The sequence below is a fragment of the Candidatus Woesearchaeota archaeon genome, from assembly GCA_018303405.1.
GTDB lineage: Archaea > Nanobdellota > Nanobdellia > Woesearchaeales > JABMPP01 > JAGVYD01.
This window is the reverse complement of the sequence record JAGVYD010000010.1, coordinates 29,812-54,018: the sequence shown is the minus strand read 5'-3', so window position 1 is coordinate 54,018 and position 24,207 is coordinate 29,812. Positions and strand designations below refer to the sequence as shown.

The 24,207-nt window shown below is 44.1% G+C and carries 28 protein-coding genes; 16 read left to right on the top strand and 12 right to left on the bottom strand.

From position 1 onward, the window contains the following. The first annotated feature begins 7 nt into the window (after window positions 1-7). From J4227_03515 to J4227_03490, 6 genes are all read left to right on the top strand, one after another. Complete coding sequence (locus J4227_03515; protein ID MBS3109570.1) at window positions 8-1,048, top strand: SDR family NAD(P)-dependent oxidoreductase; 1,041 nt, start codon at window positions 8-10, stop codon at window positions 1,046-1,048. A gap of 64 nt (window positions 1,049-1,112) precedes the next feature. Next, entirely contained in the window at window positions 1,113-2,252 is a 1,140-nt protein-coding gene (gene pseC, locus J4227_03510) for a UDP-4-amino-4,6-dideoxy-N-acetyl-beta-L-altrosamine transaminase (protein MBS3109569.1), read from the top strand. After that, the gene (locus J4227_03505) at window positions 2,239-2,961 is read left to right on the top strand and encodes an acylneuraminate cytidylyltransferase family protein (protein MBS3109568.1); all 723 of its coding nucleotides are present in this window, start codon (window positions 2,239-2,241) and stop codon (window positions 2,959-2,961) included. Before pseC ends, J4227_03505 begins: the two co-directional genes overlap by 14 nt. Before the next feature lie 76 nt (window positions 2,962-3,037). Next, on the top strand, window positions 3,038-4,012 hold the full coding sequence (locus tag J4227_03500) for an N-acetylneuraminate synthase family protein (GenBank protein MBS3109567.1): 975 nt from the start codon (window positions 3,038-3,040) through the stop codon (window positions 4,010-4,012). 20 nt (window positions 4,013-4,032) lie between these two features. Next, a complete protein-coding gene (locus J4227_03495; GenBank protein MBS3109566.1) occupies window positions 4,033-4,476 on the top strand; it encodes a hypothetical protein in 444 nt (147 codons plus the stop codon). A 75-nt stretch (window positions 4,477-4,551) separates the two neighbouring features. Next, window positions 4,552-5,061 (top strand): hypothetical protein, encoded by a 510-nt coding sequence (locus J4227_03490; protein ID MBS3109565.1) that lies wholly within the window; start codon window positions 4,552-4,554, stop codon window positions 5,059-5,061. A 97-nt stretch (window positions 5,062-5,158) separates the two neighbouring features. On the opposite strand, the gene J4227_03485 is transcribed toward J4227_03490, so the two are convergent. From J4227_03485 to J4227_03460, 6 genes are all read right to left on the bottom strand, one after another. Then, window positions 5,159-6,670, bottom strand: a complete 1,512-nt coding sequence (locus J4227_03485; GenBank protein ID MBS3109564.1) for a flippase — start codon at window positions 6,668-6,670, stop codon at window positions 5,159-5,161. Between the two features lie 35 nt (window positions 6,671-6,705). Continuing rightward, complete coding sequence (locus tag J4227_03480) at window positions 6,706-8,559, bottom strand: hypothetical protein (GenBank protein MBS3109563.1); 1,854 nt, start codon at window positions 8,557-8,559, stop codon at window positions 6,706-6,708. Window positions 8,560-8,638: 79 nt separating this feature from the next. Continuing rightward, window positions 8,639-8,845, bottom strand: a complete 207-nt coding sequence (locus J4227_03475) for a heavy-metal-associated domain-containing protein (GenBank protein ID MBS3109562.1) — start codon at window positions 8,843-8,845, stop codon at window positions 8,639-8,641. A gap of 15 nt (window positions 8,846-8,860) precedes the next feature. Next, window positions 8,861-10,303: a sulfite exporter TauE/SafE family protein gene (locus J4227_03470; protein ID MBS3109561.1), complete on the bottom strand. Its 1,443-nt coding sequence runs from the start codon at window positions 10,301-10,303 to the stop codon at window positions 8,861-8,863. A gap of 273 nt (window positions 10,304-10,576) precedes the next feature. Then, the gene (locus J4227_03465) at window positions 10,577-10,864 is read right to left on the bottom strand and encodes a hypothetical protein (GenBank protein ID MBS3109560.1); all 288 of its coding nucleotides are present in this window, start codon (window positions 10,862-10,864) and stop codon (window positions 10,577-10,579) included. Beyond that, window positions 10,845-11,525, bottom strand: coding sequence for a hypothetical protein (locus tag J4227_03460; GenBank protein ID MBS3109559.1), 681 nt, complete (start codon window positions 11,523-11,525; stop codon window positions 10,845-10,847). Before J4227_03460 ends, J4227_03465 begins: the two co-directional genes overlap by 20 nt. Window positions 11,526-11,807: 282 nt before the next feature. On the opposite strand from J4227_03460, the gene J4227_03455 reads away from it, so the two are divergent. Genes J4227_03455 through J4227_03425 form a run of 7 tightly spaced genes read left to right on the top strand, consistent with a single transcriptional unit; the run spans window position 11,808 to window position 15,270 of the window. Continuing rightward, window positions 11,808-11,987, top strand: coding sequence for a YHS domain-containing protein (locus tag J4227_03455; GenBank protein ID MBS3109558.1), 180 nt, complete (start codon window positions 11,808-11,810; stop codon window positions 11,985-11,987). A gap of 23 nt (window positions 11,988-12,010) precedes the next feature. Continuing rightward, complete coding sequence (locus tag J4227_03450) at window positions 12,011-12,727, top strand: hypothetical protein (protein MBS3109557.1); 717 nt, start codon at window positions 12,011-12,013, stop codon at window positions 12,725-12,727. 1 nt (window position 12,728) lies between these two features. After that, window positions 12,729-12,962 carry a hypothetical protein gene (locus J4227_03445; GenBank protein ID MBS3109556.1) on the top strand — a complete coding sequence of 78 codons (234 nt, stop codon included), beginning with the start codon at window positions 12,729-12,731 and terminating at the stop codon, window positions 12,960-12,962. Window positions 12,963-13,014: 52 nt separating this feature from the next. Next, entirely contained in the window at window positions 13,015-13,287 is a 273-nt protein-coding gene (locus tag J4227_03440; GenBank protein ID MBS3109555.1) for a DUF2933 domain-containing protein, read from the top strand. Between the two features lie 16 nt (window positions 13,288-13,303). Next, window positions 13,304-14,134 (top strand): redoxin domain-containing protein, encoded by an 831-nt coding sequence (locus J4227_03435; GenBank protein MBS3109554.1) that lies wholly within the window; start codon window positions 13,304-13,306, stop codon window positions 14,132-14,134. Between the two features lie 28 nt (window positions 14,135-14,162). Beyond that, the gene (locus J4227_03430; GenBank protein ID MBS3109553.1) at window positions 14,163-15,044 is read left to right on the top strand and encodes a hypothetical protein; all 882 of its coding nucleotides are present in this window, start codon (window positions 14,163-14,165) and stop codon (window positions 15,042-15,044) included. Window position 15,045: 1 nt separating this feature from the next. After that, window positions 15,046-15,270, top strand: coding sequence for a thioredoxin family protein (locus J4227_03425; GenBank protein ID MBS3109552.1), 225 nt, complete (start codon window positions 15,046-15,048; stop codon window positions 15,268-15,270). Between the two features lie 76 nt (window positions 15,271-15,346). Here the strand turns inward: J4227_03425 and J4227_03420 are convergent, their stop codons facing one another. Genes J4227_03420 through J4227_03405 form a run of 4 tightly spaced genes read right to left on the bottom strand, consistent with a single transcriptional unit; the run spans window position 15,347 to window position 19,437 of the window. Next, window positions 15,347-17,872 (bottom strand): copper-translocating P-type ATPase, encoded by a 2,526-nt coding sequence (locus tag J4227_03420; protein ID MBS3109551.1) that lies wholly within the window; start codon window positions 17,870-17,872, stop codon window positions 15,347-15,349. Next, entirely contained in the window at window positions 17,869-18,396 is a 528-nt protein-coding gene (locus J4227_03415) for a hypothetical protein (protein ID MBS3109550.1), read from the bottom strand. Before J4227_03415 ends, J4227_03420 begins: the two co-directional genes overlap by 4 nt. A gap of 1 nt (window position 18,397) precedes the next feature. Next, complete coding sequence (locus tag J4227_03410) at window positions 18,398-18,979, bottom strand: hypothetical protein (protein MBS3109549.1); 582 nt, start codon at window positions 18,977-18,979, stop codon at window positions 18,398-18,400. Next, window positions 18,979-19,437, bottom strand: a complete 459-nt coding sequence (locus J4227_03405) for a rhodanese-like domain-containing protein (protein MBS3109548.1) — start codon at window positions 19,435-19,437, stop codon at window positions 18,979-18,981. Before J4227_03405 ends, J4227_03410 begins: the two co-directional genes overlap by 1 nt. Before the next feature lie 240 nt (window positions 19,438-19,677). On the opposite strand from J4227_03405, the gene J4227_03400 reads away from it, so the two are divergent. The 3 genes from J4227_03400 (at window position 19,678) to J4227_03390 (ending at window position 22,065) form a co-directional block, all read left to right on the top strand. Beyond that, window positions 19,678-20,094, top strand: coding sequence for a PadR family transcriptional regulator (locus J4227_03400; GenBank protein ID MBS3109547.1), 417 nt, complete (start codon window positions 19,678-19,680; stop codon window positions 20,092-20,094). 337 nt (window positions 20,095-20,431) lie between these two features. Beyond that, window positions 20,432-21,319: a glycosyltransferase family 2 protein gene (locus tag J4227_03395; protein ID MBS3109546.1), complete on the top strand. Its 888-nt coding sequence runs from the start codon at window positions 20,432-20,434 to the stop codon at window positions 21,317-21,319. Then, window positions 21,316-22,065: a methyltransferase domain-containing protein gene (locus tag J4227_03390; protein ID MBS3109545.1), complete on the top strand. Its 750-nt coding sequence runs from the start codon at window positions 21,316-21,318 to the stop codon at window positions 22,063-22,065. Before J4227_03395 ends, J4227_03390 begins: the two co-directional genes overlap by 4 nt. 53 nt (window positions 22,066-22,118) lie before the next feature. Here J4227_03390 and J4227_03385 read toward each other — a convergent pair whose 3' ends face one another. Both J4227_03385 and J4227_03380 read right to left on the bottom strand, forming a co-directional pair. Continuing rightward, the gene (locus J4227_03385; protein ID MBS3109544.1) at window positions 22,119-22,826 is read right to left on the bottom strand and encodes a class I SAM-dependent methyltransferase; all 708 of its coding nucleotides are present in this window, start codon (window positions 22,824-22,826) and stop codon (window positions 22,119-22,121) included. A 12-nt stretch (window positions 22,827-22,838) separates the two neighbouring features. After that, window positions 22,839-24,134 (bottom strand): glycosyltransferase family 4 protein, encoded by a 1,296-nt coding sequence (locus J4227_03380; protein MBS3109543.1) that lies wholly within the window; start codon window positions 24,132-24,134, stop codon window positions 22,839-22,841. Window positions 24,135-24,207: the final 73 nt, after the last annotated feature.

Below are 24,207 nucleotides of genomic sequence, written 5' to 3'. Positions count from 1 at the left end.
GTGCATAATGAGCTCTGATTATAAGCGGTTTTTTGAGAATAAAGTTGTTCTGATTACTGGTGGAACCGGATTTTTGGGAAAATCATTGACCAAGGCTATCTTGAAATTCAATCCGCACAGCATAAGGATTTTCAGCAGGGATGAAGTGAAACACCATCTGATGCAAGAGGAGTTCGCCAACTACCCAGGAGCAGAAAAGATTAGGCACCTGCTGGGGGATGTCAGAGACCTGGAAAGGATTAACAAGGCCATGCATGGTGTTGATATTGCCATTCATGCTGCTGCCCTAAAAAGGCTTGACCTGCTGGAATATAATGTTGAAGAGTCAATAAAAACAAATATCCTGGGCGCCATGAATTTTGTCAAGGCATGCCTGAACAATGAAGTTGAGAAGGCAGTATTTGTATCTACGGACAAAGCATGTTCACCAATAAACACCTATGGTGCATGCAAATTTGTCAGTGAGAGGATTTTCATTGAGAGCAATTATAATAAAGGAAGCGCCAAAACAGCTTTAACTTGTGTTAGGTACGGCAATGTTGTCGAGAGCACAGGCTCAGTTATACCATTTTTCGAAGAGAAAATCAAAAACAAGAAAACTATTCCGCTTACCCATCCCGAGATGACAAGATTCTTTATTACGCCGGACCAGGCTGTGGAACTAATCCTGACGGCGATTAAAAACTGCGTTGGAGGAGAGGTCTTCATACCCAAGCTTCCTGCATTCAAGATTGTTGACCTGATTGAAATTCTCCAAGAAAGGCAAAAAAGCAATAGTGATGTGAAAATAATTGGAGTGAGGCCGGGAGAGAAGATACACGAGTACATGCTTAATGATTCAGAAGTGAGGAGGACATATGAGTTTGACAATTATTTCATCCTGACCTCAGAAATAGCAAAATACAGCGCAGAAGCCAGCATGCCAGGCTATCTGAAAACAGGAAAGAAGTTAAATGCTGATAAGTTCAAGGGCTATTCATCTCAACAACAAATCATGGGCAAGGATAGGCTTAAAGTTCTGCTCGCTGATTATTACAATTGTCTATAGACCATGCCTGTTGAATATTAGAGAGGGGCTTACCTGGCGAGAGATAGCGGTTAAGGGGGTTATAATGAGCATACCGTATGCAAGGCAGAGTATATCTGAAGAGGACATTAAAGAGGTAGTGGAAGTGCTAAAATCAAACATAATTACGGACGGGCCCAAAGTTGCAGAATTTGAAAAAAAGTTCTCTGATTATGTTGGAGCAAAATATGCTGTTGCCGTGAGCACCGGCACAAGCGGGCTGCATCTCGCAGCTCTTGTAGCGGGCATCAAGGAAGGGACAGAGCTGATTACTTCGCCAATGACTTTTACAGCGTCAGCCGGCTGCGCGCTTTTCTGCGGGGGGAAACCAGTTTTCTGCGACATTGATGGGCAGGGGCTCATTGACCCAGCCAAATTGGGGATGAAAATCACAGAAAAGACAAAGGCAATTATTCCTGTTCATTATATGGGCTTGCCATGCAACATGTCCGATATCAAGAAAATTGCAAACAAGCACAAACTCATCATCATTGAAGATGCCTGTCACGCACTTGGAGCCAGATACTTAGATTCAAGGATAGGGGACTGTAAGTATTCTGATATGGCTGTTTTCAGCTTTCACCCTGTCAAACTTATAACTACTGGCGAAGGCGGCATGATAACTACAAATTCAAAAGAGCTGTACGATAGGCTTTTGCGCCTCAGGAACCATGGAATGATAAAAAACCCAGAAAAAATGATTAGCAAAAATGAAGGCCCGTGGTTTTATGAGATTCCTGAATTTGGGTATAATTACAGGATTACAGATTTCCAGTGCGCGCTTGGAATGAGCCAGCTGATAAAGGTTGACGGGTTTATTAAAAGGCGGCGAGAAATCGCTGCAAAATACCAGGCGGCATTTAAAGGCAACAAAAATATAGAATTAATCACGGAAAATCCCGGACAGCTCAATTCTTACCATCTCTTTGTGATCAAAGTTAAGGACAAAGAAACTAGATTAAGCTTGTTTAACCACCTGAAGAAGAATGGCATACACTGCCAGGTGCACTACATACCTGTATATTGGCACGGATGCTATGAGAAGAGGGGGTACAAGAGAGGGCTTTGCAAGAATGCGGAATCTTTTTACGAAAGAATAATCTCAATTCCCATGTATCCTGGATTGACAGACGACGAGCAAAACAGCGTTATTAAGGTAATAGGTGATTTCTTTGAAAAGAAATAAAAAAAGCACAAAAAGCAGGAAAGCGGGCGTTGTGGCCATTATACCTGCAAGAGGAGGCAGCAAGAGCATACCCAAAAAAAATATCAAGATGCTTTCTAACAAGCCCCTAATAGCCTATCCCATAGAATTGGCAAAATCTATTTCAGCCATCGATAGGGTTATTGTATCCACAGATTCCGAAGAGATAGCAAAAATTGCAAACATATATGGCGCTGAAACTCCATTTATAAGGCCCAAGCAATTAGCTAAGGATAGTACACCTACGCTCCCGGTGCTTCAGCACGCTGTTAAGCATCTGGAGAAAAAAGAAGGCTACAAAACAGACATCATATTGCTGCTCTACCCTACAAATCCGTTATTGCGCAGAGATGCAGTAATTGAGGCAATAAAATTGCTGAAAAAAGATAATTGCAACAGCGTTGTAAGTGTTGAGGAAGATTATGGCAGATACTGGGTACATGATAAAAAATCCAGGGAGTATATTCCATTTTATCCAAAGAAAAGGGTCAATAGGCAGCTTTACAAGCCATTGTATAAGGAGAATGGAGCTATTTATTTCTCAAAATACAATGTCATCATGAATAAAAATAAATTAGTAGATGATAAAAATGTGCAATTTATAATAATGGAACCAGGAGCATTGATTGATATTGATACATGGAGGGATTGGAAAAATGCCGAAAAACAAATTGGTAAAAATAGAAAATAGGCAAATAGGCGATGGGCAACCTTGCTTTGTAATAGCTGAAGCCGGGGCGAACTTTAGAATTTCCAGAGATCCAAAAGTGAATTTCAAACAGGCCTTGAGATTGATTGATATTGCCGTTGAGGCAAAAGCAGATGCTGTCAAATTTCAATTGTACAGGGCAAATAAGTTATATGTCAAGAAAGCTGGCACCGCAGATTATATCGGAAAGAAGAAATCGATATATGACATAATACGGGAGATGGAATTGCCTTATGAATGGCTGCCAAAATTAAAAAAATATTGCATTGCAAAAGGCATAATTTTCATGTGCAGCCCGTTTGATGAAGAGGCAGTGGATGAGCTGGAGAGAAGGGGGATAAGTTCTTATAAAATTGCTTCTTACAGCATAACACATGAGCCTTTGCTGAGATATATTGCAAGCAAAGGCAAGCCAATAATATTATCTACAGGAGCCTCCACAATTGGCGAGATAAAAAGGGCTCTGCATGTCATCAGGAACAAAAGGGATGTTCAGATATGCCTCATGCAATGCACTGCCAAATACCCGGCGCCTATTGAAACCATAAACTTGAAAGTGATACCCACTTTAAAAAAAATATTTGGATTGCCGGTCGGACTCTCCGACCATGCTAGAGATCATTTAATCCCCCCTCTTGGAGCGGTTGCTCTCGGAGCCAACCTTGTTGAAAAACACTATACAACAGATAACTCGCTGCCGGGCCCGGATCATGGGTTTGCTATTCTCCCCCATGAGCTCAAACAGATGGTAAAGGGAATCAGGGACTTGGAAAAAACATTGGGAGATGACAGGAAGGTTATTTTGAAAGAGGAAAAAGAGTTATATGATTTTGCCAGAGAGTATGTGTTTGCCAAGAAAAATATAAGCAAGGGAAAGAAATTCAGCATGGAAAACCTGATTGTGTTAAGGAAAGGCAAGATGAAAAAGGGACTTCAACCCAAATATTTTGAGGCATTGATCGGAAAAACAGCATCCATAAAAATTTTGTCAAATCAGCCTATCACAAAAATGTGTGTTAAGGAAAAATTCTAGCAGGAAAAAGGTGATTAACAATGAACTTATTTGCCAAAATATATGGACTATTGAAAATGCATTATTATAAATCAAAGTATGAGGAATATATGGAAAAATATGAAATAGACCCAAGTGTAAGATTCAATGGTGACAACATAAAACTATTAGGTGAAGGAAAAATTATTATAGGCAAAAACACTTATCTGGGTGAGGAATGTATCTTACATTCTACACAGGGCTTTGTCATACGGATTGGTGAAAACGTTAGGATAAGCCACTATGTTTACATGTATACAAAAAATTATCATCCTAAATATAAATCCTATGTTTGTGGTAACATCTACATAGGGAATAATTGTCTTATCGGAAGCAAGGCTTTTATAAAACATGGTGTACATATAGATGACAATACATTAATAAAAGCTAATAGTGTAATAAAGCGAGGCAGTACAAATGACCCACTCCCAAATAAATCAACCTAAAGGGTGGGGTTTCACAACATAAAAGAGAAGGTTATTTAAAATATTTAGAACAATTCATAGAGAAGGGATTGTTATATGAAAATCATATTTTACGGAGGGAGGCAAGCTGGATGGACGGCATTGATGAGTTGCCTGGCCAGGGGATATGAGATTGTGGCTGTTATTCCTCAGGACGAAACTATTGAGATTGCTGCAAAAAGCCTAGATTTGCCAATATTTGGTCTTGCATCACTAGACAACTCAAATTTTCATGAAGAACTTAAAAAAACGGGCGGAGAAATCTTCCTGTGCTGCCATGGCAAGAAAATAATCAGGAAGAATATATTGGATAATTTCAAATGCGTGAATATTCATCCTTGTTTATGGAAATACCCAGGGGCAAATCCTATTGAACGACTTCTGCGCGACAATGAGAGAAAGATTTCCGTGGCAATGCACAAAATGACTGATAAGGTTGACAAAGGGGATGTAATCAAAGAGTTGTTCAAAGAAAGAACCGGCAAAACAGTGGTGGAAGTTTACAAAGAGCTATATCCACTTTACGAAGAGATAGTGGGATACTTGCCCACGATTGAAAAAAAGTAAAAAAGGATTCTGAATAAATAGTTGTTGAATAAATATTTGTTTTGTTTGACAGGCTCTGTTGGTTCAGAAAGTGTGGCTGTTTGGCAGTACACATTGTTTAGTTCTTGTCGCTTTTGCCCCTGCTGGTTATTCTGCTTATGAGATCTTTTACCTCATTCACTGAGACCAATTTCAACAGGAACAAAAAGAGGACATATGCAGATCCTGAGACCACTAAAATCAAGGGGATTTTAATGAACAGCCCAAGGGTAATATTCCAGTTAAGGTAAGAAGTTACTCCAAGAAACAACAACGTCAATAGTAATGTTTTGAACCATTCCCAATAAGGCGGAGTCATAAGGTTTCTTTTCTTCAATAGAATTATGCCGACAGAATTCATGACAAAATAAGCGACAGCTGTGCCGATTGCAGCCCCAACAATGCCATAAACAGGGATTAAAAAGTAATTCAGAACTATATTGAGAAGCCCGCCCGCAATGACAATTCGGGTATGAGTCTGAGGACTGCCAATGCCTGTAAAAACACTGCTGTTAATCAGGTGTACACTGTAAAAAATGATGGCTATTGCAAGAATCTTCAGGGCCGGGCTGCCCACAACATAATCGGCACCATAAAAAATGAGCAGAATATCTTTTGCAAAGACAAACAGCAAGGAACTTGCAGGGAGTATTATTATCAATGTGTACCGATACAAAAGTTTCATGCCTTTTTGTAAAGGCCCTATCAGTTTCTTGTTCCAAAGCTCGGACGTAATGGGCAAAAAAACATTTGCTATTGAGGACGGAAAATACCACAGCATTATCATAAAGGGATACACCGCGCTATAGACCCCGACTTCTTCCAAAGATCTGAAATAGGTAAGCATCAGAGTATCAGAATAGCCAATGAGGATGCCTCCAAGATAGAGGAGAATCATGTGCTTGCCAAATGAAAAAAGTTCATTCAGCAATGCCTTGTTCCAGGAAAATTGATTTTCAGCCAGCAGGTTGAGCTTTTTCCTGAAAATTATTGGATAGAATATTGCAAATAGTATTAGGTGTGCGGCCACATATGCAATGGAAATTCCCAGTAGGCCATGGCCCAGGCTCAGGGCCACAAAGCTTGCTATGGCAATCAGGATCATTCTCACAAGGTCAATTCCTGAAAAAATGCCCATTCTCTGCAGGCCCTGCGCTGTGTATTTCACAAGAACTACAAAATGGTCTATGAAAAAACTAACAGCCAGTATCATCAGTACATATGTCGCCTGGCTGTTGTTGAAGAAATGCTCTGCGAGAAAATTCCTGAAAGCGAAAATAAGCGTGAGAAAAACGCCATTTGTCACAAGTAGCACGGTTCCTGAGTAAATAACTGAATCCTTAATCTTCTGGTAGGATGACTCTGCGATAAACTTTGGGATGAAATATATCAGGGCCCTGTCAAACCCCATGCTCTTGAACATGCTGAAAAGGCCAAGGAATGCAACAATAGCATAGAAAAGCCCGAATTCGTCTGTGGCAAGATTTCTGGCAAAATATATTCTCACAAGATATCCAAGCGCAGCTGCAAATAACGAGAAAGTATAAACAATAGCAATGTTGCGGAAAGCTTTTTTGGCATAATTCGTCATTGTCAGTTACCCCTGGCTGCCAGGCTGGTCCATTCCTATTTTATCCGAAAGACAATTAGCCCAGGATTCTGGAATATGGGCTCAAACAGGCCCGAATCTGCAAACTCTGCTAATTTTGCCTGCGCTGCCTCTCCCCCATATTTCTTGGCAATCTGGCCTTCGAACAGTGCATATTCATAATTGCGTTCCTTTAAAAGTTTATAAATATCATCCACTGATGTATTGACAATCCCCCTACGGATAGCATTCTCATCCGGGCACCATGCGCAAGTGTACTTATCAAATGCAACTATAATGCCCCGATTCTCCAACGGGAAAACCCTGGCCCCGTCAGGTACGTTTGCATCAACCCAAAGATATCCCTGGATTTCCTCATTGGAGCTCCAGAACGCTCCAGGGGGCCATACTGCTGTATTGACGGTGTATTTTTGTATGCCTGATGTGAACCATACCCCTACAATAATGGCTATTACCACCAAGTAGCTGAATGCCTTGCTTTTGCTGATGTTGTTGAGCAGCTCCAGGACAAAAAGCAGGCCGTAGGCTGCCAAAATTGAAACTGGAATTGCCAGGAGCATCCACCACCTGAACGGGATTAGTCGCATGGGAATGCCATACAAGCCAAAAAATGCCATTAAAAGCCAGGACAGGATTATGGAATGGAGAAGATTCTTGTCCTTTGATCCGGGTTTAGCCTTTCCGGCAAGCAAATGAAAAAGGCAGAATGTGAGCCCTGCTATCACCAATGCAGAAATGACAAGTCCAATCCCTATTGGGCTGTTAATCATATTTGTCATTTTGGCATTGACAATGTCGTCGAAGCTATAGCTCCTGTCTGCGCTGCCTGCAATTCCCCTAGCTGAAATTGCAGCGTTGGGGCCAAAGAGCGATGCAAACAGCCCAGAGGGCGAGCCATAGCGGAGCAATAGAGGAAATATCCACAACATCATCAGCCCGAGGCCAATAGCGCCTGAATAGAACAGCCTTACTGCGGCTTTCCTGTCCATGAAATACGTCAAGAGCAGGTAGGGTATGAAAAACAGGGCCAGCTTTATCGACTGGTCAAATGAGCTGAAGAAAACGCCTGACATAACAAGCGAGGTTATGTAAATGTATTTTGGGTCATCTTTTATATGCTCGGCTGCATAGAAAATAACCATAAAAAAGCCAGGAACCAATGAGTGCGCCCAGATGAAATGGCTAAGTGTGCTGGGAAGAAATGTGTAGATGACTGTTGCAAAAAGGGCAAGCGTTGAATTTGAGATTAGTTTCTTGGCGAAATAGTAAATGAAAAAAATGCCCAGGGAAATCATAAGCGCGTTAAAAAATTTGACAGTCCACATCATGTGGTGCGATGTCTGCTTGAGGATTCCAAGGATTGCATCATAGCCAGGAGGGTACGGGTCAAGGTAGCTCGTGCCCCTGTCAGGATTGAAAACAGTTTTTTCTTCAGCCACATAGGCTACCCCAACAGCATGGCTCCATGGGTCATCATCCTCGAAATATGGATAGACGTGCGCGCCTTTGACATACATAAACAACGTAAATATGAACATCAAGAGGACAAGGATTACAAACAAGCCGGACTTTGTAAGCTTGAGTTTAGATGGCCACCCAGCCTGCATTTTATTCTTGCCGCTAAAATGTGCGAAAAGCTGATAGGCCGGACAGGCCAAGCTCAAAAATAGGATGAGCCTCCAATCCACAGGAATATGCAAAAGGCTCAGGATTATTGTTATCAAAGGCAATGCTGCCAGGCCAAAGCCAATGCGCATGATGTTCCTTTCCCAGAAATTCTCAATTTTTTTTCCTATTGACGACACGGCAAAGCCGATTCCCCAAGTATACAAAAAGAACAGGAATATGGCCAAATAGCTTGCGTCCCCCATGCAGAATTAAACCAGAAACATGTTTAAAAAGGTTTCCACATGGTGAGATGAACCATTCAGAGTTACTTCTTGCCCGGGCTCACATAACTTTGTATTCGCCAAGAGACTCAATTTCCTTTTTCAGGCCTGCCAAATCCATTTTCTCGTCATGCTCAATAATTGCCTCTCCTGTCCTGAAATCCACTTTGCATGATTTTATCCCGCTCATTTCTGAGCACACTTCCTCTATAAGTGTCTTGCACGCAATGCAGTGTGTGCCCTTGATCTTAAGGTGGGTTTTTTTCATTTTATTTTCCCCCGCTCATGAAGCCGCTTTGAGCTCTTGTGTGTTCGAAACAACCTCGAATGATGCGCCCCTGGTGGTCATCCCCATGCTGCAGCTGAATGGATAATTGCCAGCTTCTGCAGGGGTAAAGGTTATGATGTTCATCTTGTCGCCGGATAAATAGGTGGAAATCTTCATTTTGGGCATGATCAAAACATGCGCACAGCCGGATGCATCAGAGGCATCAATCTGCCATTCAACCGGAACTCCCTGCCTGACCCTGAAATTGGCCGGCTCGTATTCCAGCCCATCGACTTTCATCCTGGCAACTTGCTTGCCGTCCACCAATGGCGCTAATTGCAGCTGGGCATTGCCGCCCTGCGAGCCAAGTGCAACCTTGCCAAGCTCGGCCGCCTTCCAGCTTCCGGGTGTGGACAGGAAATTTCCCGCAGGGGAAAAAATGCCAGCTTCCAGGCCAACAAGCGAAATGCCGCCGACAATGTTGAAAAGTGCCATGAGAATCACCGCGACCCCTGCCAGCTTGAGAAAGCCTTTCTGAAATTCGCCCTTGACATAGCTGGTGATTGCGCCCAATGATGCCAACGTGGGCATGGTTCCCAGGGAAAACACGAGCATTGTCATTGCCCCGACATATGCGCTTCCCTTGGTCAGCACATAAAGCTGAAGCGCCATTGTAAATCCGCAGGGAAGGAAAAAAGTCCCAGCGCCGAGCAGGAAAGGCGCAGTATTGCTTTCCATTGATGTAAGATCATGCACCCTGTGGCCAAGGAATTTTGGCATCTTGGGCTGAAATTTCCTCAGGCCAGGAAACAGGTTGAGAAGCTGGAAACCAAGCAAGAGCATGACTATACTCACAATAATTGTCAGTATCCCGCTTCCGCGCGGCGACAATGTAAGGGCGGCGCCAAAGCCGCCAATGATAAAGCCGAACATCGTGTAGGAGAGAATCCTCCCGACATTGAAGTAAATGTTTGGCTTGAACCTCTGCCACCTGCTGAGGCCAGGGTGCATTTCATTGTATTTTGCAGCAACGGCGAGCAGCAGGCCGCCGGAAACGGCAAGGCAGGTGGAGAATGCTGCGACTATTCCAAGCATGAAAATGAAGCCGTAGCCCATGTTGTCAGTAAGTGAAAGGTCGGGGATGAGCCCAAAGGGCTGCAGGATGACGTAAACAGCTATGAGAACCAGCAGGTACATGAAAATCTCAAAATAATTTGGCTTTTCATCCTGGTATAGCGGCCGCTTCTCGGATGCCGGGGAGATTGAATACCCATGCTTCTTTATGGAGTCGTTCAGTTTTTTCAGGGATGGCTCCTTGTTGTATTGCAACTCTACTCTGCCAGTGGTGTAGTCTGCTTCCACTATCTCGACGCCATCGATTTTCTTGAAGTTCCTCTCTATGAGGACCTCGCAGGCGTGGCAATGCATGCCCTTTATCTGGTAGTTTTTTTTGGTCATCTTCGAATTTTACATTAAGGATTGGGCCCAGTTGATTATTCACCTTGCCGTATCCTATTTAAGACGTTGTCTTTAAGAGACAAAGTCTACCATATCGGTGGTTAACCATTGTTTATAAATTTATGTCAAGAACTGCCTGGTAAAGCTCAGAGTGTACAAAGTCGATTTCTGACATGTCAATGATTCAATTATTTGATGGCGGCGGCATATTCAATTGTCGGGTGCACATCTTGAATATTCCCAGGGAGTATAGGATTAGTTAGCATCTCGGCCTTATTCATCATCTTCATTCAATCCGAAGGACTCTGTAAACTCTATAATCAGTTTGTATTTGTTCAGGTACTCAAATCCCTTCGGTGCCAAAGAATAGGTCTTCCCCTGCCCAAGCACGTGCTCTGTGATAAATCCCTTTGCCATCATCTCTTTCAGGTAATCTTCAAGCATCTGGTGTGAGATGTTTGATCTATAAAGTATGTGGGTTGGCTTGATCCTCCCATTCCTACTGGCGATAGCCTTCAGAATGTCATGTATAATCTGAAGCCTATCTCGTTTTTTGCTCATTTTTACTTAAAACCCTCAATAAATTGATTAATATCAGCCCATAAGCGCCAAATTCAAGTATGTGGCCAATGACATAGTACGTGCCATGATTAAGAGCAAAGATGAAGTGCACCCTGCCAAATAGCAGGAACACAAAAGCTACCAGCACGAGCAATGTCTTTGGCTGTTTTTTGTCAAGGTAATTTTTCAGGTAATGCAGGCAGACAGAGAGCAGGATTATTGAAGAGATGAGATAGAACATAAAAAGGACATTTATGCTCACAAATATGGCGGAAAGCACCACAATCAGCAAAAAACTGAAAATCCTGATATCCTTTATTTTGAGCGTCATGTAAAACAACATAAGCAATCCGAATGAGAAAAAAATGACATAAGTATAGATTCCAATTAAATTTAACGTATTTATATTTTCTGCCTTGACCATGTGGCATATTTTTTCTGTGAGGTTGGAAAGTATTGCAAGATTCAGGAATGATTGTATGAAATAAGATATAGAAATGGCCAGAAACGCAGTGCCAAAAAGTCTGAGCTGTCTTTGCTCAGTCAGTCTATGAATCTTGAAGGCATACCTGCTGACTATGAGCGTGACCAATGCAAATATGGCTTCAAGTATTATGTTATACCCCAAAAACCAGGGCGGCACAATCATAAAATTTGTCATGCTTAAAAAACACCAAATGCCCTTTTTAAGCTTTATGGAAGATGCCTCTTATTTGTCCTTAATAAGCTATTAATAAGACGTTTTCTTACTTGATTTTGTTGGTGATAAAAAAAGTGAAGGCAAGGAAGATGAACAACATTACTCCACCAAATATTCATTTAACTTAAAACCCCCGATACCATAAGGCTGCCTTGCGGGCAATCTGCAAGGCGGCTTAGAGTCATGGTTTGAGCCGTGGTTTTCGGGCAATGCAAATAACCATGATCCGCTGAGGTGAAAAAAATGTTTGGATTATCGAGAAGAAAAGATCCGATTTGCGGTATGAAAGAGACAAAAGGAACAGGCATGGAAATGCATGGCAAATGGTTTTGCTCCAATGATTGCATTAAAAAATTTGAAGAGCAGAAAAAGGGGGCTGAGAAAAATGGCACAGCTCACAGTAACCACAGCTGCTGTCATTAATCATGATATGCAAGATGGATAAAATGGAGAACAAACAAAAAAAATCAGGATTTGGACTTGGCAAAATCATGACATACATGATGATCATTACCTTAATTTTCTCACTTGTAAACACGGTCCAATTGGTGCAGGCTAATATACAGCATAAAGACCATCTTTCCATGATGATGTCTAAATCACAGGGAAGCTTGCTTTTTAATTCAATTGGTAGTTCAATTTCAGACACAAATAATATAATGCCACATGGAATTCCTGCAATTTATGGCGCTGAGCTTGGCGTCAGCTTTGATGATGTTTCTGCACAAAATCCGCAAAAGGCAGACGCCACAATAAAAAAGCTAGGGGAGCTTGACAGAAGCCTGACACTTTCAGGTAATGATCTCGAAAGATATATTGACATTGGAATGAATATCAGCTGTGAATATTGCTGCGGGGCTCAGGCAGTAATATTCCAGAATGGCCAGGCAGCATGCAGCTGCGCGCATAGCTTTGCTATGAGGGGCCTTGCAAAGTACCTCATCACAGAACATGGTAATGAATACACAAATGACCAGATACTCGAAGAGATGGGCAAATGGAAAACACTGTTTTTTCCAGGCCCGATGACGGCAAAGGCAAAGGCGCTTTCTGAAAAAGGCATAGAATTGAATTACATTAACCTTGCCTCAAACAAATACAGGGGCATTGAAAAAGGTTTGCAGGCAGCAGCAGATGGCTCTGGCATGGTAGGAGGCTGTTAAAATGGAAAATCCATTGCAAAAATACATTGTGTTGGCTGTTTTTGGGGCATTGATGCTTGTGTCGGTTGTCCAGGCTGTTCAGTTATGGAGAATCAACGATGCCTTGTCCGATTTCGGAGGCAGTTCGGCATACGGGAATTCTGTAAGCCAGACATCAGGGCAGGACACAGGCCAGGATTCAGGTTTTTCAACACCGGGAAGTCCAATTGGAGCGCAGATGGTCGGAGGATGCTAAACTAATATTATGCTATGCATGATATTTATGGCCGGAATACAAGGTGCACAAAATGAAAGTGGTGGAAGGCTCTGAAGGCATCTCATCGAATTCATATGGAAAAGCCAATGGACTCTCTCGCTTATTTCAAAGGCTAAGGAAAAGCCACGTGTTCTGGATGGTGCTGTTATGCCTGCTTCCGATTGCCTTCATTGCGGCAGGGGGGTATTATACCGGCTGGGGAACAAATGGATGGATTAGCCTGGTTTTCTTTGCGCTTTGCGGGCTTTCACACATTTTCATGATGTCGGGGCATGGCAAGGACAAAGAAGGGCATAAACATTAGATGAGGGTGACAAAGAATGAACAAAAAAATAATGATAGTCTCAATTTTAATTGTCTTGCTTCTGAGCGGAACAGCTTTTATTTTGAGTACGGGCAATTTAAGGAAAAAAGACAGTGGCATAGACGGAAGGACCACCCAAGAAATTTATGCGCAGCAAACCAACGGGCAGGAAAGCTACGAGCAGATGATGGCAAGAATGCATCCTGGCCAGAGCCTAAGCGCAAACGATGATATGGCCAGCCATCATGCTACAGATGGCACAAATATGGATAGAGGCATGGCAGATTGCCCTCCGGGCCATCATGGCGGAAGCGTATTAACCGGGAATAGTGCCAGCGAAGACAACTCCAATTCTGCTTTGATTCCACTGACTTTTGCGAGTGCAGTAGGACAGCAAGCACCCGACTTCACACTAACCAAGAGAGATGGCACAAGCATTAAGTTGAGCGATTTCAGGGGAAAGACAGCCATTCTCTTCTTCAATGAAGGCTCAATGTGCTATCCGGCATGCTGGGACCAGATCATTGCGCTGGCACAGGACAGCAGGCTCAACAATGGAGAGGTTGTTTCATTGTCGGTAGTCGTTGACTCAAAGTCGCAGTGGGACAGGATTATAGCTTCACAGCCAAAATATGGCTCTGCCACAATCCTTTTTGACACAAACAGGGCAGTGTCAAAAGCATATGGTGTATTGAATATGGAGTCATCCATGCACAAAGGAAGCTACCCTGGCCATTCCTATTTTGTGATAGACAAAAATGGAAATGTTGCATTTGCCTATGATGACCCGAACATGGCGATAAACAACAATCTCCTGGCACAGAAAGTGTCTGCAATCACGGCATGATAAAAAAGCATAAGGGAAAAACGAAAACATGGAAATCCTAATTTTGGCAGCGTTGATAACTGCTTTTATTGCAGGAATAGCGGCATTGTTTGCGCCCTGCTGCATTGGCGTGCTGCTCCCTGCATATTTTGGCTCGATTTTCAGGCAGAAAAGGACCGTCATGCTCATGACTTCAGTCTTTTTCCTTGGGCTTCTTGCTGTTTTTCTGCCTATTGGACTGGGCATGGGCTTTTTTGGCCAGCTGTTTAAGGCTTACCACAACCAGCTTTATCTCGCAGCCGGCGGCCTGATGTTCCTGCTCGGCATTTCAATATTGTCAGGTTTCCACCTTTCACTGCCTTTCCGGACAAAACACCAGCTCAAGGTCACAGGCGCATGGTCTGTCTTCCTTTTGGGAATTTTCTCGGGCTTTGCAACACTTTGCTGCGCCCCTGTTCTCGCAGGCGCAATGGCGCTTTCCCTGCTTCCGGGCTCAACTCTTTTGGGAGGGATTTATTCTGTTGTTTATGTTTTTGGGATGGTGGTTCCCTTGTTTGCCCTGTCATTCTTCGTGGACAAGACAGGCATGATTGAAAAAATAAATGTTTTCAAAAAAGAGGTCTCCTACAGTCTGTTTGGGAAAAAGATTGCATTGACATTAACTGATTTTCTGTCCGGCCTGATATTTTTTATCATGGCAAGCCTGATTTTTTATTATGCTGCAACAGACGGGCTTGCAATGAGCCCATCTTCCAGCCAATTGGCCATCAACATAATGATGTCCAAGACAACAGACTTTGTTATTGCCCTTTTGCAGAACCTCTTCGCCAGGATAGTTTTTTACATTGCATTATTCGGCGTTGTCATTTTATTGATGTTTGCATTGTTCAACAAACTCAGGAAAAAGGAACGTAAAGGCGATGGTGGCTAAAATGAAAGTTGAGCTACTTGTCACGCCAAACTGCAGCAGCTGCCTCAGGGTCGAGAAATATCTGGATGATTTTGGCATAAAATACGAAGTTATTGACGTCACCAGGAATCCAGGCATCCTTCAGAAATATCCAATAATGGCCGCTCCGGGCATCGTAATTAATGGAAAGCTTGAATTCATAGGAACCCCAAACAAGGAGGAGCTAAGGAAAAAAGTTTTGGCATGATGACTGTTTTCAATGTAGTCTAATTTAAAATCAGGATGGACCGTGATTGATTCTTTGTGCATAAATGTCTGCAAGTTTATTTAAATTTATATTTTTTCATCAACAATGAATTTCCAACAACACTAACTGAACTGAAAGCCATGGCTGCTCCTGCAATAATAGGGTTTAGCAGGAATCCTGTAAAAGGATAGAGCACCCCTGCTGCAATAGGTATGCCGACTATGTTGTAGAAAAATGCCCAGAAAAGATTTTGCTTTATTTTTTTCATTGCGTAGCTGCTCAGCTTCATTGCCTTGGCCACATCCATAATGTCGCTTTTCATCAGCACGACATTCCCTGCCTCTATGGCAATGTCAGTTCCTGCCCCTACAGCAATGCCAACATCTGCCTGAGTCAATGCAGGAGCATCGTTTATTCCATCCCCGACAAAAGCCACTTTTTTTCCGCTTGCCTGCATTTTCTTAATCTCCTCTGATTTTTCGCCAGGAAGCACCTCTGCAAGGGATTTGCTGATGCCAAGCTGCTTTGCTATTGCCTCGGCTGTCTTCCTGTTGTCGCCTGTTATCATGACAACCTCTTTGCCCATTGAAAGCAATTCCTCAACTGCCTTTTTTGAACTTTCCTTCAGCGTGTCCGCAATGGCAATTATCCCCTCAATTTTTCTGTTCACGGCCACGAAAACAACAGTCTTGCCTTCATCCTGGAGCTTTTCAAAGCTTTCAGTCACACCATCCATATCTTCTTTGCCAGACAGGATTTTATGCTCAATCAGAAGCTTGCGGTTTCCAACAAGTATTTTCTTTCCCTTGAATGATGCCTCAACACCCTTTCCTGTTATGGATTTGAAGCTGTCTGGTGCATAAGGTACAACGTCCTTTGCTTCAGCATGTTTTACTATCGCATCTCCCAGCGCATGCTCACTCCTCTTTTCAGCTATTGCTGCAAGGTTCAGCAATTGGTCTGCATTATATTTCCCAAAAGTGAGGATATCAGTGACAGATGGCTGGCCCTTTGTCAATGTCCCCGTCTTGTCAAAAACAACAGCATCTATATCACTCAATTTTTGCAGGCTTTCTGCATCCTTGATAAGAATGCCATTCTCAGCTCCTTTTCCAGTTGCAGCAATGACTGCTGTAGGGGTAGCAAGACCAAGGGCGCATGGGCACGCAATGATAAGAACTGTGACGAATGTGCCAAATGAAAACAGGAAGCCCATGCCAAATGCAAAATACCAGAGCAGGAAAGCAATTATCGCAATAGCCCCAACAGTCGGAACAAAATAATATGAAATTTTGTCCGCGAGAGCCTGGATTGGCGCCTTGCTTCCCTGCGCCTCCTCGACCAGTTTGATTATCTGGGCAAGGACAGTGTCCTTTCCTATTTTTGTTGCCCTGAACTTAAAAGTGCCCGTTTTGTTTATGGTTGCTCCAATAACATTGTCCCCTTCACTTTTTTCAACAGGTATGCTCTCTCCCGTGATCATTGACTCGTCAACTGCGGAAGCGCCGCTCAGGACCATCCCGTCAACGGGGATTTTCTGGCCTGGCTTCACTATGACAATGTCCCCTGCTGCAACCTCCTCGAATTTTACCTCTATTTCCTTCCCGTCCCGCTCGACCAGCGCTGTTCTCGGCTGGAGGCCTATCAATTTCTTTATTGCCTCACTTGTCTTGCCTTTTGCCTTTGCTTCAAGCAGCCTGCCGAGCAGAATGAATACAATAAGCACCCCAGCGATTTCATAATACAGCTGCCCTTCTATGAAAAAAGTCACAAGCAGGCTGTAGATGTAGGCAGTGCCTGTGCCCAAGGCAATAGTGCTGTCCATGTTGGGATTCAGGTTGAGCATTGCCTTGACACCGCTTGTGAAAATGCTGATCCCCGAGTAAAATATGATGGGTGTTGCAAACCCGAGCTGGACAAAAGCCATCATTTTCATGTCCCATCCAGGAACTGGGAGACCAGTCATTTCTGCCATTGCAAGATAGAGTAGAGGAAGCCCAAAGACAAGAGACACAATGAATCTTGCCTTCAATTTGCTGATTTCCTTGTCTCTCATGGCTTTTTCATGGTCTGCGTGCAATCCTGATTCATCAGCATCGGCCAGTGTTGCCTTGTAGCCGGAGTTGTCAATGGCCTTAATTATCTCCTGCACGCCAACAATTCCTGGATCAAACTTTATCTCGGCCCTTTCGGCTGCAAAATTCGTCTTGATATCCTTGATTCCCTCGAGCTTTTTCACGCTGCTTTCCACAATCAGCGCGCAGTGCTGGGACATCATGCCTTCCACATCAAGCCTGGCTGTCTCTTCTGATGCCTTCTCCCCTGATTTTTTCTCATTTTTTGCAGCATCTCCTGAACCGGTGCCGCTTGGATTGGCAGAAGACACTTTTGCATCCTCATAAACATCATAGCCAACTTTCCGAACTGCATCGACAAGTTTGCTTTCTACTGTTTTTGCCTCGTCAAATTCAATATATGCCTTTTCATTGGCATAATTTACATTCGCCTTTTGCACTCCTTCGACCTTCTTCAGTGACCTCTCTATTGTGATGGCGCAGCTTGCGCAATGCATGCCCTTGACGGCCATTATTTTCTTTTTCATTTTGTGCTCCACTGGTAGACCCTCTCATCCACAAGCGGTATTCCCTTTATTTTGATTGTAAAACTCCCTGGCATTGCATCAAGATTGAATATGAGCTGGCCATACACATGATGCCCGGACATTACAGGCACAGATTCAGGCAATAAAGTAATACCATTGTACTCAAGAGTGGTTATATCTGACAGATAGAAATTGGACAATGTCACATCATGGGTGTTTGCTGCAAAATCAACCCTAAGTTTCCCGTTCTCAACGCCAATAGGCCTGAGCTGGATTGCCACCCCTCCCGCATCTGTGCTCCCGGTGACTATCTCATTGAGTCCTGTTTGCTGGGCTGCCTGCCCTGGCTGGCTGCCCCCTGGATTTTTATTTGTTGCCTTATCGTTTTTAGCGGGCATAAAAAGAGTATAAAAAGTGAAGCCGGCAGAAATAATGAGCACTGCAATCAACACACTGAGCACAGCTTTCTCAAAGTTGCTATCTTCCTTGCCTTTTCCGGCGCTTTTCCTTTTTTTACCAGCCATTTTACACACCTCTAACTGCAATCACTGCGCTTATAAGCGTTGCAGTGATTCCGGCCAATACAACAACTTTAAGCCAGAATGCATGTTTCATTGATAAAAGCAGTTTCATGAATCCTGACTTCGTTTTTATCCCGCATCTACTCATGCTCTTCAGCATGAATACAATGCCAAAGATGTTTGAAAAAATACCAAATACAAGGAATGTAACTTGATATTTCGCAAGGAAAAATGTCAGGGCGCTAATCCCGAGCAGGGGGGCGATGTCGGTTAGGTGATGCGCGCAGCACGCAAGCATTGAGGTCGTTGACACCCCTCCTGAAGCTGCCATGCTTGCCTTTTCATCTGCAGTAAGTTTCTTCTGCTGATGGAGGTATGTGAATAATCCCACCTGCATGCCAAACCCGGTGATGAGGATGCTCATCCACGGCCACAGCTGCATGAATTGCTCCCATGCAATCTTAAAACCGCTTAGCCAGGTCATCAGCCCAAAATAAAGAGCTGACAAGACAATCGATCCTAAAAGTCCATAAATTATCGGAGTGATGCTTGGTTTACCTTGAGATGTATTATTTTCATGCACCATTATCCAACCCCATAGCCCATGCTTCCCCATTCATTGATTCCGCCCAGCACGTTATATATGTTTGTATAGCCCGCTGCCGCCAATTTTTCAGCAGCTTCCTGACTCATTTTTCCGCTTCTGCAGTACAAAACAATCTTGGCATTCTTATCCTGCGGTAGATTACCAAGGTTGTCCATGATTTCATTGTAGGGTATGACATAGTCTGTACCATTAAGGTGTACTTGCTCAGGAATATGCACATCAATCAGCACAAAGTCCTTGTTCCTGAGCTGGCCATGCAATTCATACACAGACATATTCTTGTAAGTGTTCTTATATATCTGGGTTGGTATCTGAGTTTGCATGGCTGGTTGCTTCTGCACGGCACAGCCAATGGCAACAACCATAACCAGCAAAAAAACAGCAAAAACCAATGCCTGAAAAAGCCGGTTAGTAGTGCTCTTATCTTCGATGCCCATTTTAACGCCTGTTTTTAATGGCAGCAACCATGGCCACTTGATTTATGCATCATGGCCTCGCCTCCAACCTTTTCCTTACGCTTGGCAAGGCAGTCCTTGGAGCAGAACCATTCTCTGCCCTCCTCAAACCCCTTCTCTTTTTCCTGTAGCCATACATCTTTATGCCTGCAATCAATATATCATATTTGGATATATCGGAATTTGATAAAATATATAAAGGTTGCGGTTTTACCAGGATGCATGGCAGTCAAAATTACAAACATGGTGAAATTCTACACAATCCTGCTCCTCAACAGCAGGCCTATGCATGGCTACGAGATAATAATGGAAATCGGCGACAAGCTCGGGAGGAAAATAAGCGCCGGCCAGATTTATCCTTTTTTGCAGAGCCTTGAGAAAAACAGGTACATAGTCCATGGAACGCCAAAAGCGAGGGAAAAGAAACAATACCGCCTCACGCCTGCAGGCAGGAAATTTGTATTGGATGTGATAGAAAAATTTGGCGGAGTCCTTGACAGCCTGATTGAGACAAAAGTCAGGGTGTGCGTGCATTGCCGTGCACGGGTCCTTGGCCTCGGCCATGTCGAAAAGATTAAGGGCGCATCACTTGTCTTCTGCTGCCCTTATTGCGCTGCATCATACAAAAAATCCGGATAGCCTTGCCCATTGGTTCGGAGGGAGGCAGTCAATTGACGGCAGGACTTACATTTTCTGCAGCGCCTTATCCATTGGGCTCTGTCCAGAATCTCGCCTTCGGCTCGAGTTTTGGCATCGGCTCGGCTTTGAACAAATGACAATAATTGCATTTTTCTATCTGGAACTTGACAATTCGAAGAATTGCTCAAGTGTCGAACGAGTGAAACGAGTGACAACACCGCGAAAAATGCTTTAGGCGATAATTGAAGAGCCTCGCAACTTTGATGCCAAAACCAAGTCTCTGGACAGCGCCTGCCCATTGCAAAATTATTTAAATGCCCTGCCCTTTTTCTGCGGCATGAAAGTCTTTGTAAGCATACCCGCATACAATGAGGAAAAGAGCATTGGCACAGTCATAGAAAGTGTCAAGAAGGTCATGCAGAAGACCAGATATGATTACGGGATTCTTGTTGTTGATGACGGCTCAACAGATGCCACGGCAAAGCTGGCCAGGAAATTTGGCGCAGTGGTTTACAGCCATCCAAGGAACTATGGGCTTGCTGAGGTCTTCAGGACTGAGATCGAGAAATGCCTTGAGCACAAGGCTGATGTCATAGTGCATATCGATGCAGACGGGCAATACCGCGCAACTGAAATATTGAAGCTTCTAAAGGAGATTGAGGATGGCAATGACATTGTGCTTGGCAGCCGATTTTTAGGGCACATCGAACAGATGCCAATTGTCAAAAGGCTTGGGAACATGGCTTTTTCCAGCATAATATCAAGCATAACCAGGACAAAGATTACAGATGGCCAGACCGGATTCCGCGCATTCACCAGAAAGGTGGCGGAGAAAGTGAACATAAGGAGCAACCACACCTATACCCAGGAGCAGATTATCCGTGCTGTCAAGCAGAAGTTCCGTGTTAAAGAGGTCCCGGTGTTCTTTGACAAGAGGAAGGACGGGAAAAGCAGGCTCATAAGCAACCCATTGGGATATGCTGTAAGGGCATGGATTAACATCATCAGGATCTACAGGGATTATGAGCCATTGAAATTTTTCGGCATGATTGGCGGCATTGTTCTCGGGTTCGGGATTGCGCTTGGCATATACCTTGTGTACAGGTTCCTGGCAATAGGGCTTGTCGGGAGGACGCCAACAGTCATCCTGACGCTGCTGCTGATAACCCTGGGCGTGCAGATAATACTTTTTGGATTCCTGGCAGATATGGAAAAGTCAAAATGATAAAACGATATCTTAAATGGCTTTATCAGGGCACTGCAAGAAGGTCCACTGATATTTTCTATTCCCTGATGGAAAGGAAAAAGGGCGCAAGGCTGCTTGACCTGGGCTGTTGGGATGGCGAAAACAGCATGAAGTATGCCGGCGTTATAGGCACCAAGAATGTTGCAGGCATTGAGCTTGTGAAAAGCAAGGCAATTCAGGCCAAGAAAAGGGGCCTGACAGTCTATATCGGAAACCTCAATGACAGATTCCCGCTTCCCGGCCGGTCGGTGGATGTGGCAATTGCATACCATGTGATTGAGCACCTGGTAAACACTGAGCAATTCATTGCAGAGGTTTACAGGGTTTTGGACAGGGACGGCTATGCCCTTATTGGCACGCCAAATCTCGCAAGCTGGCATAATGTTTTTGCATTGCTTATGGGCATGCAGCCATTTTCAGGACCCCATATAAAGGACAATACAGACGGCGACATGGCCTGCATCAGCAAGATGAATGATGACAGGATGCAAAAAGTCTTCAACAGCGGGAAAAAAATGGACAAGAAGAAGCAGGGTGCGCTAAGACATGTCGTGGTGATGACAACAAGGTCTTTGAAGAGAGCATTAACGCAGGCTGGATTTCAGATAGAAGCTGTGAAGGGCGCCGGATATTACCCTTTCCCGGAATTGATTGGGAGATTCTTTGCATGGATTGACCCGTATCATGCGCACTACCAGATAATCAAGGCAAGAAAAGTTAAGTAGGAACAAGAAAGAAAAGATTGTCGCAAGGCTTTTCCTGATGAATTTCATCATGGCTATTTCTGCAGGTAAAACTCAACGTGCCAAGTCAGTATCTCATTTAGCAATGGAATCCTTGATGGATTTATTTTCAAAAACCTAGTTTTGGTTTTCAGGATAGTAAAGCCCGCTGCCTTCGCAAGTTTCCTTGCCTTTCTTATGGTCATTATGTATAGCTTCCCGCGCTCGTCGTTGTATTTGTATGAGCGTGAGTTGTTGAACTTCCTTGCCATGAAGGTTGCTGCCCTCTCCGGCAGGAACATGTTGTAGGGCTTGAACTGGTGGCCCCCGACAGGGGTGTAGAATGGAGGAAAGCTCAGGTAAAAAACAGCACCCTTTTTTATGACGCGGCAGACTTCCTTCAGAAACTTGGAAGGAACCGGAAGATGCTCTATTAGGCTTGAAGAGTAAACAAAATCAAAGGTGTTGTCCTTGAAAGGGAGCTGGGTTGCATCTCCCTGCACGAATGCCCTGAACAGCTTAGGCACAGGGGGGTGTTCCATATCAAGCGATACGACAATGCCTCCCTGCTTCTGGAAAATCTTGGTGTACCCGCCGCGGCCGCAGCCAAGGTCAAGCATCAGCTTTCCTTTGAGGCCAACTGTTTCTGCAATTCCCCTCACTACCCTTTCTGCCTGGAACTCCTGGAACCTGATGTAATGCTTTTCAGAGACTGTCCTTTGCCTGATGAGCCTGTAGAACTCCGCGAATTCAGAAACTTTCACCTTGGACACCTTTCAATCCTGTTTCCTGCTTGTTGTTAACACTTGCTTAAAGGCCTTGGCAAATCTTGAAGCAATTTTTTCCCAAGAATAGGCCTGCCTGATATGCACCAGCCCGTTCTTTGCCAGGCTTTTTGCCAGCGAGTTGTTTTTTAGAATCCTGTTTATGGCCAAAGCAAGCAACTGGGGCTTTTTTTGCGGAACAAGGAGGCCGGTTTTGCCGTTTTTGACAATGTCCGGGATTCCGCCGACGTTGCTGGCCACAACAGGCGTGCCTGCCGCAATGGATTCGAGAAGGACAACACCCAGGCCTTCAGTGTCGCCGCCCTCTGCAATTATAGACGGCAAAACAAATACATCAGCTGAACTGTAGTATGATGGAAGAAGCTCGTTCCTTACTTTGCCTGTGAAAATGACTGATTTGGAAATTCTGAGCCCTTCGGCCTTATCCTGCAGGATTTTTTTCTCAGGGCCGTCCCCGACAATAACCAGCTTAGCATTCTTATTTGATTTTATAACAGCGGGCATAGCTTCAAGGAGGTAGCTGATGCCTTTTTTTTCTGCCAGCCTGCCGACTGACAGTATCATTTTGCCTGCAATGCCGAGCCTGGCTTTCATGTTTGGCCGGCTTTTCCTGCTGAACATTGAGAAATCCACACCCATGGGTATTATCTCAGGGGAAACTGTCGGAGAATCTGTATTATTCTCTTTATTATTCCCTTTCCCGAACAGGGACCTTATTTTCTCAGCAGTGTATGTTGAGTTGGCTGTGCAATGATCTGCATTTCGGATTGCCTTCTTGGCAAAATGCCTGAAAAAGGAGTTACGAAGCGGGAAAACGTCGCCGGCATGGACTGTAACAACATATTTTGTGCCAAGGCCCTGCTTGACCCGGTTTGCAATGTAGCCCTGGGGGACAGCCCAATGCGCGTGGATTAGCGCATACTTGTTTTTCCGGGCAAGCCTGCGCACAGCACAGCATTCTGCCAGGACTAAGAATGGAACCTGAACCATGGCAAGGAATGAACGCCTGATATTTGGAAGAATGCCGCCGTCATAGCAGAGCTTTTGCATGAATGCAGGCCAAAAGTACTGGAACCTGTGAATCCTCATGCCGCCCATGCTCTCAAATCTTGCTGCGCCCGGATGATGAGGCACAAGGACATCAACCTGATAACCCTGTCCGGCCAGGCGCCTGGACAGCTCATAGACGAATGCGGGCTCTGTGTCATTTTTCCACCTGGGAAAAGTCGTTGCTGTAACAAGGATGCGAGAGGTCAGCCTGCCTGTCGTGGATTGGCTTTTTGGCATATGCCGCAAAAAGCCATGAGTGTATATAAAAATTTGCTTTGGCTGCGGTGTTTTGCCATATGGGCATACCTGT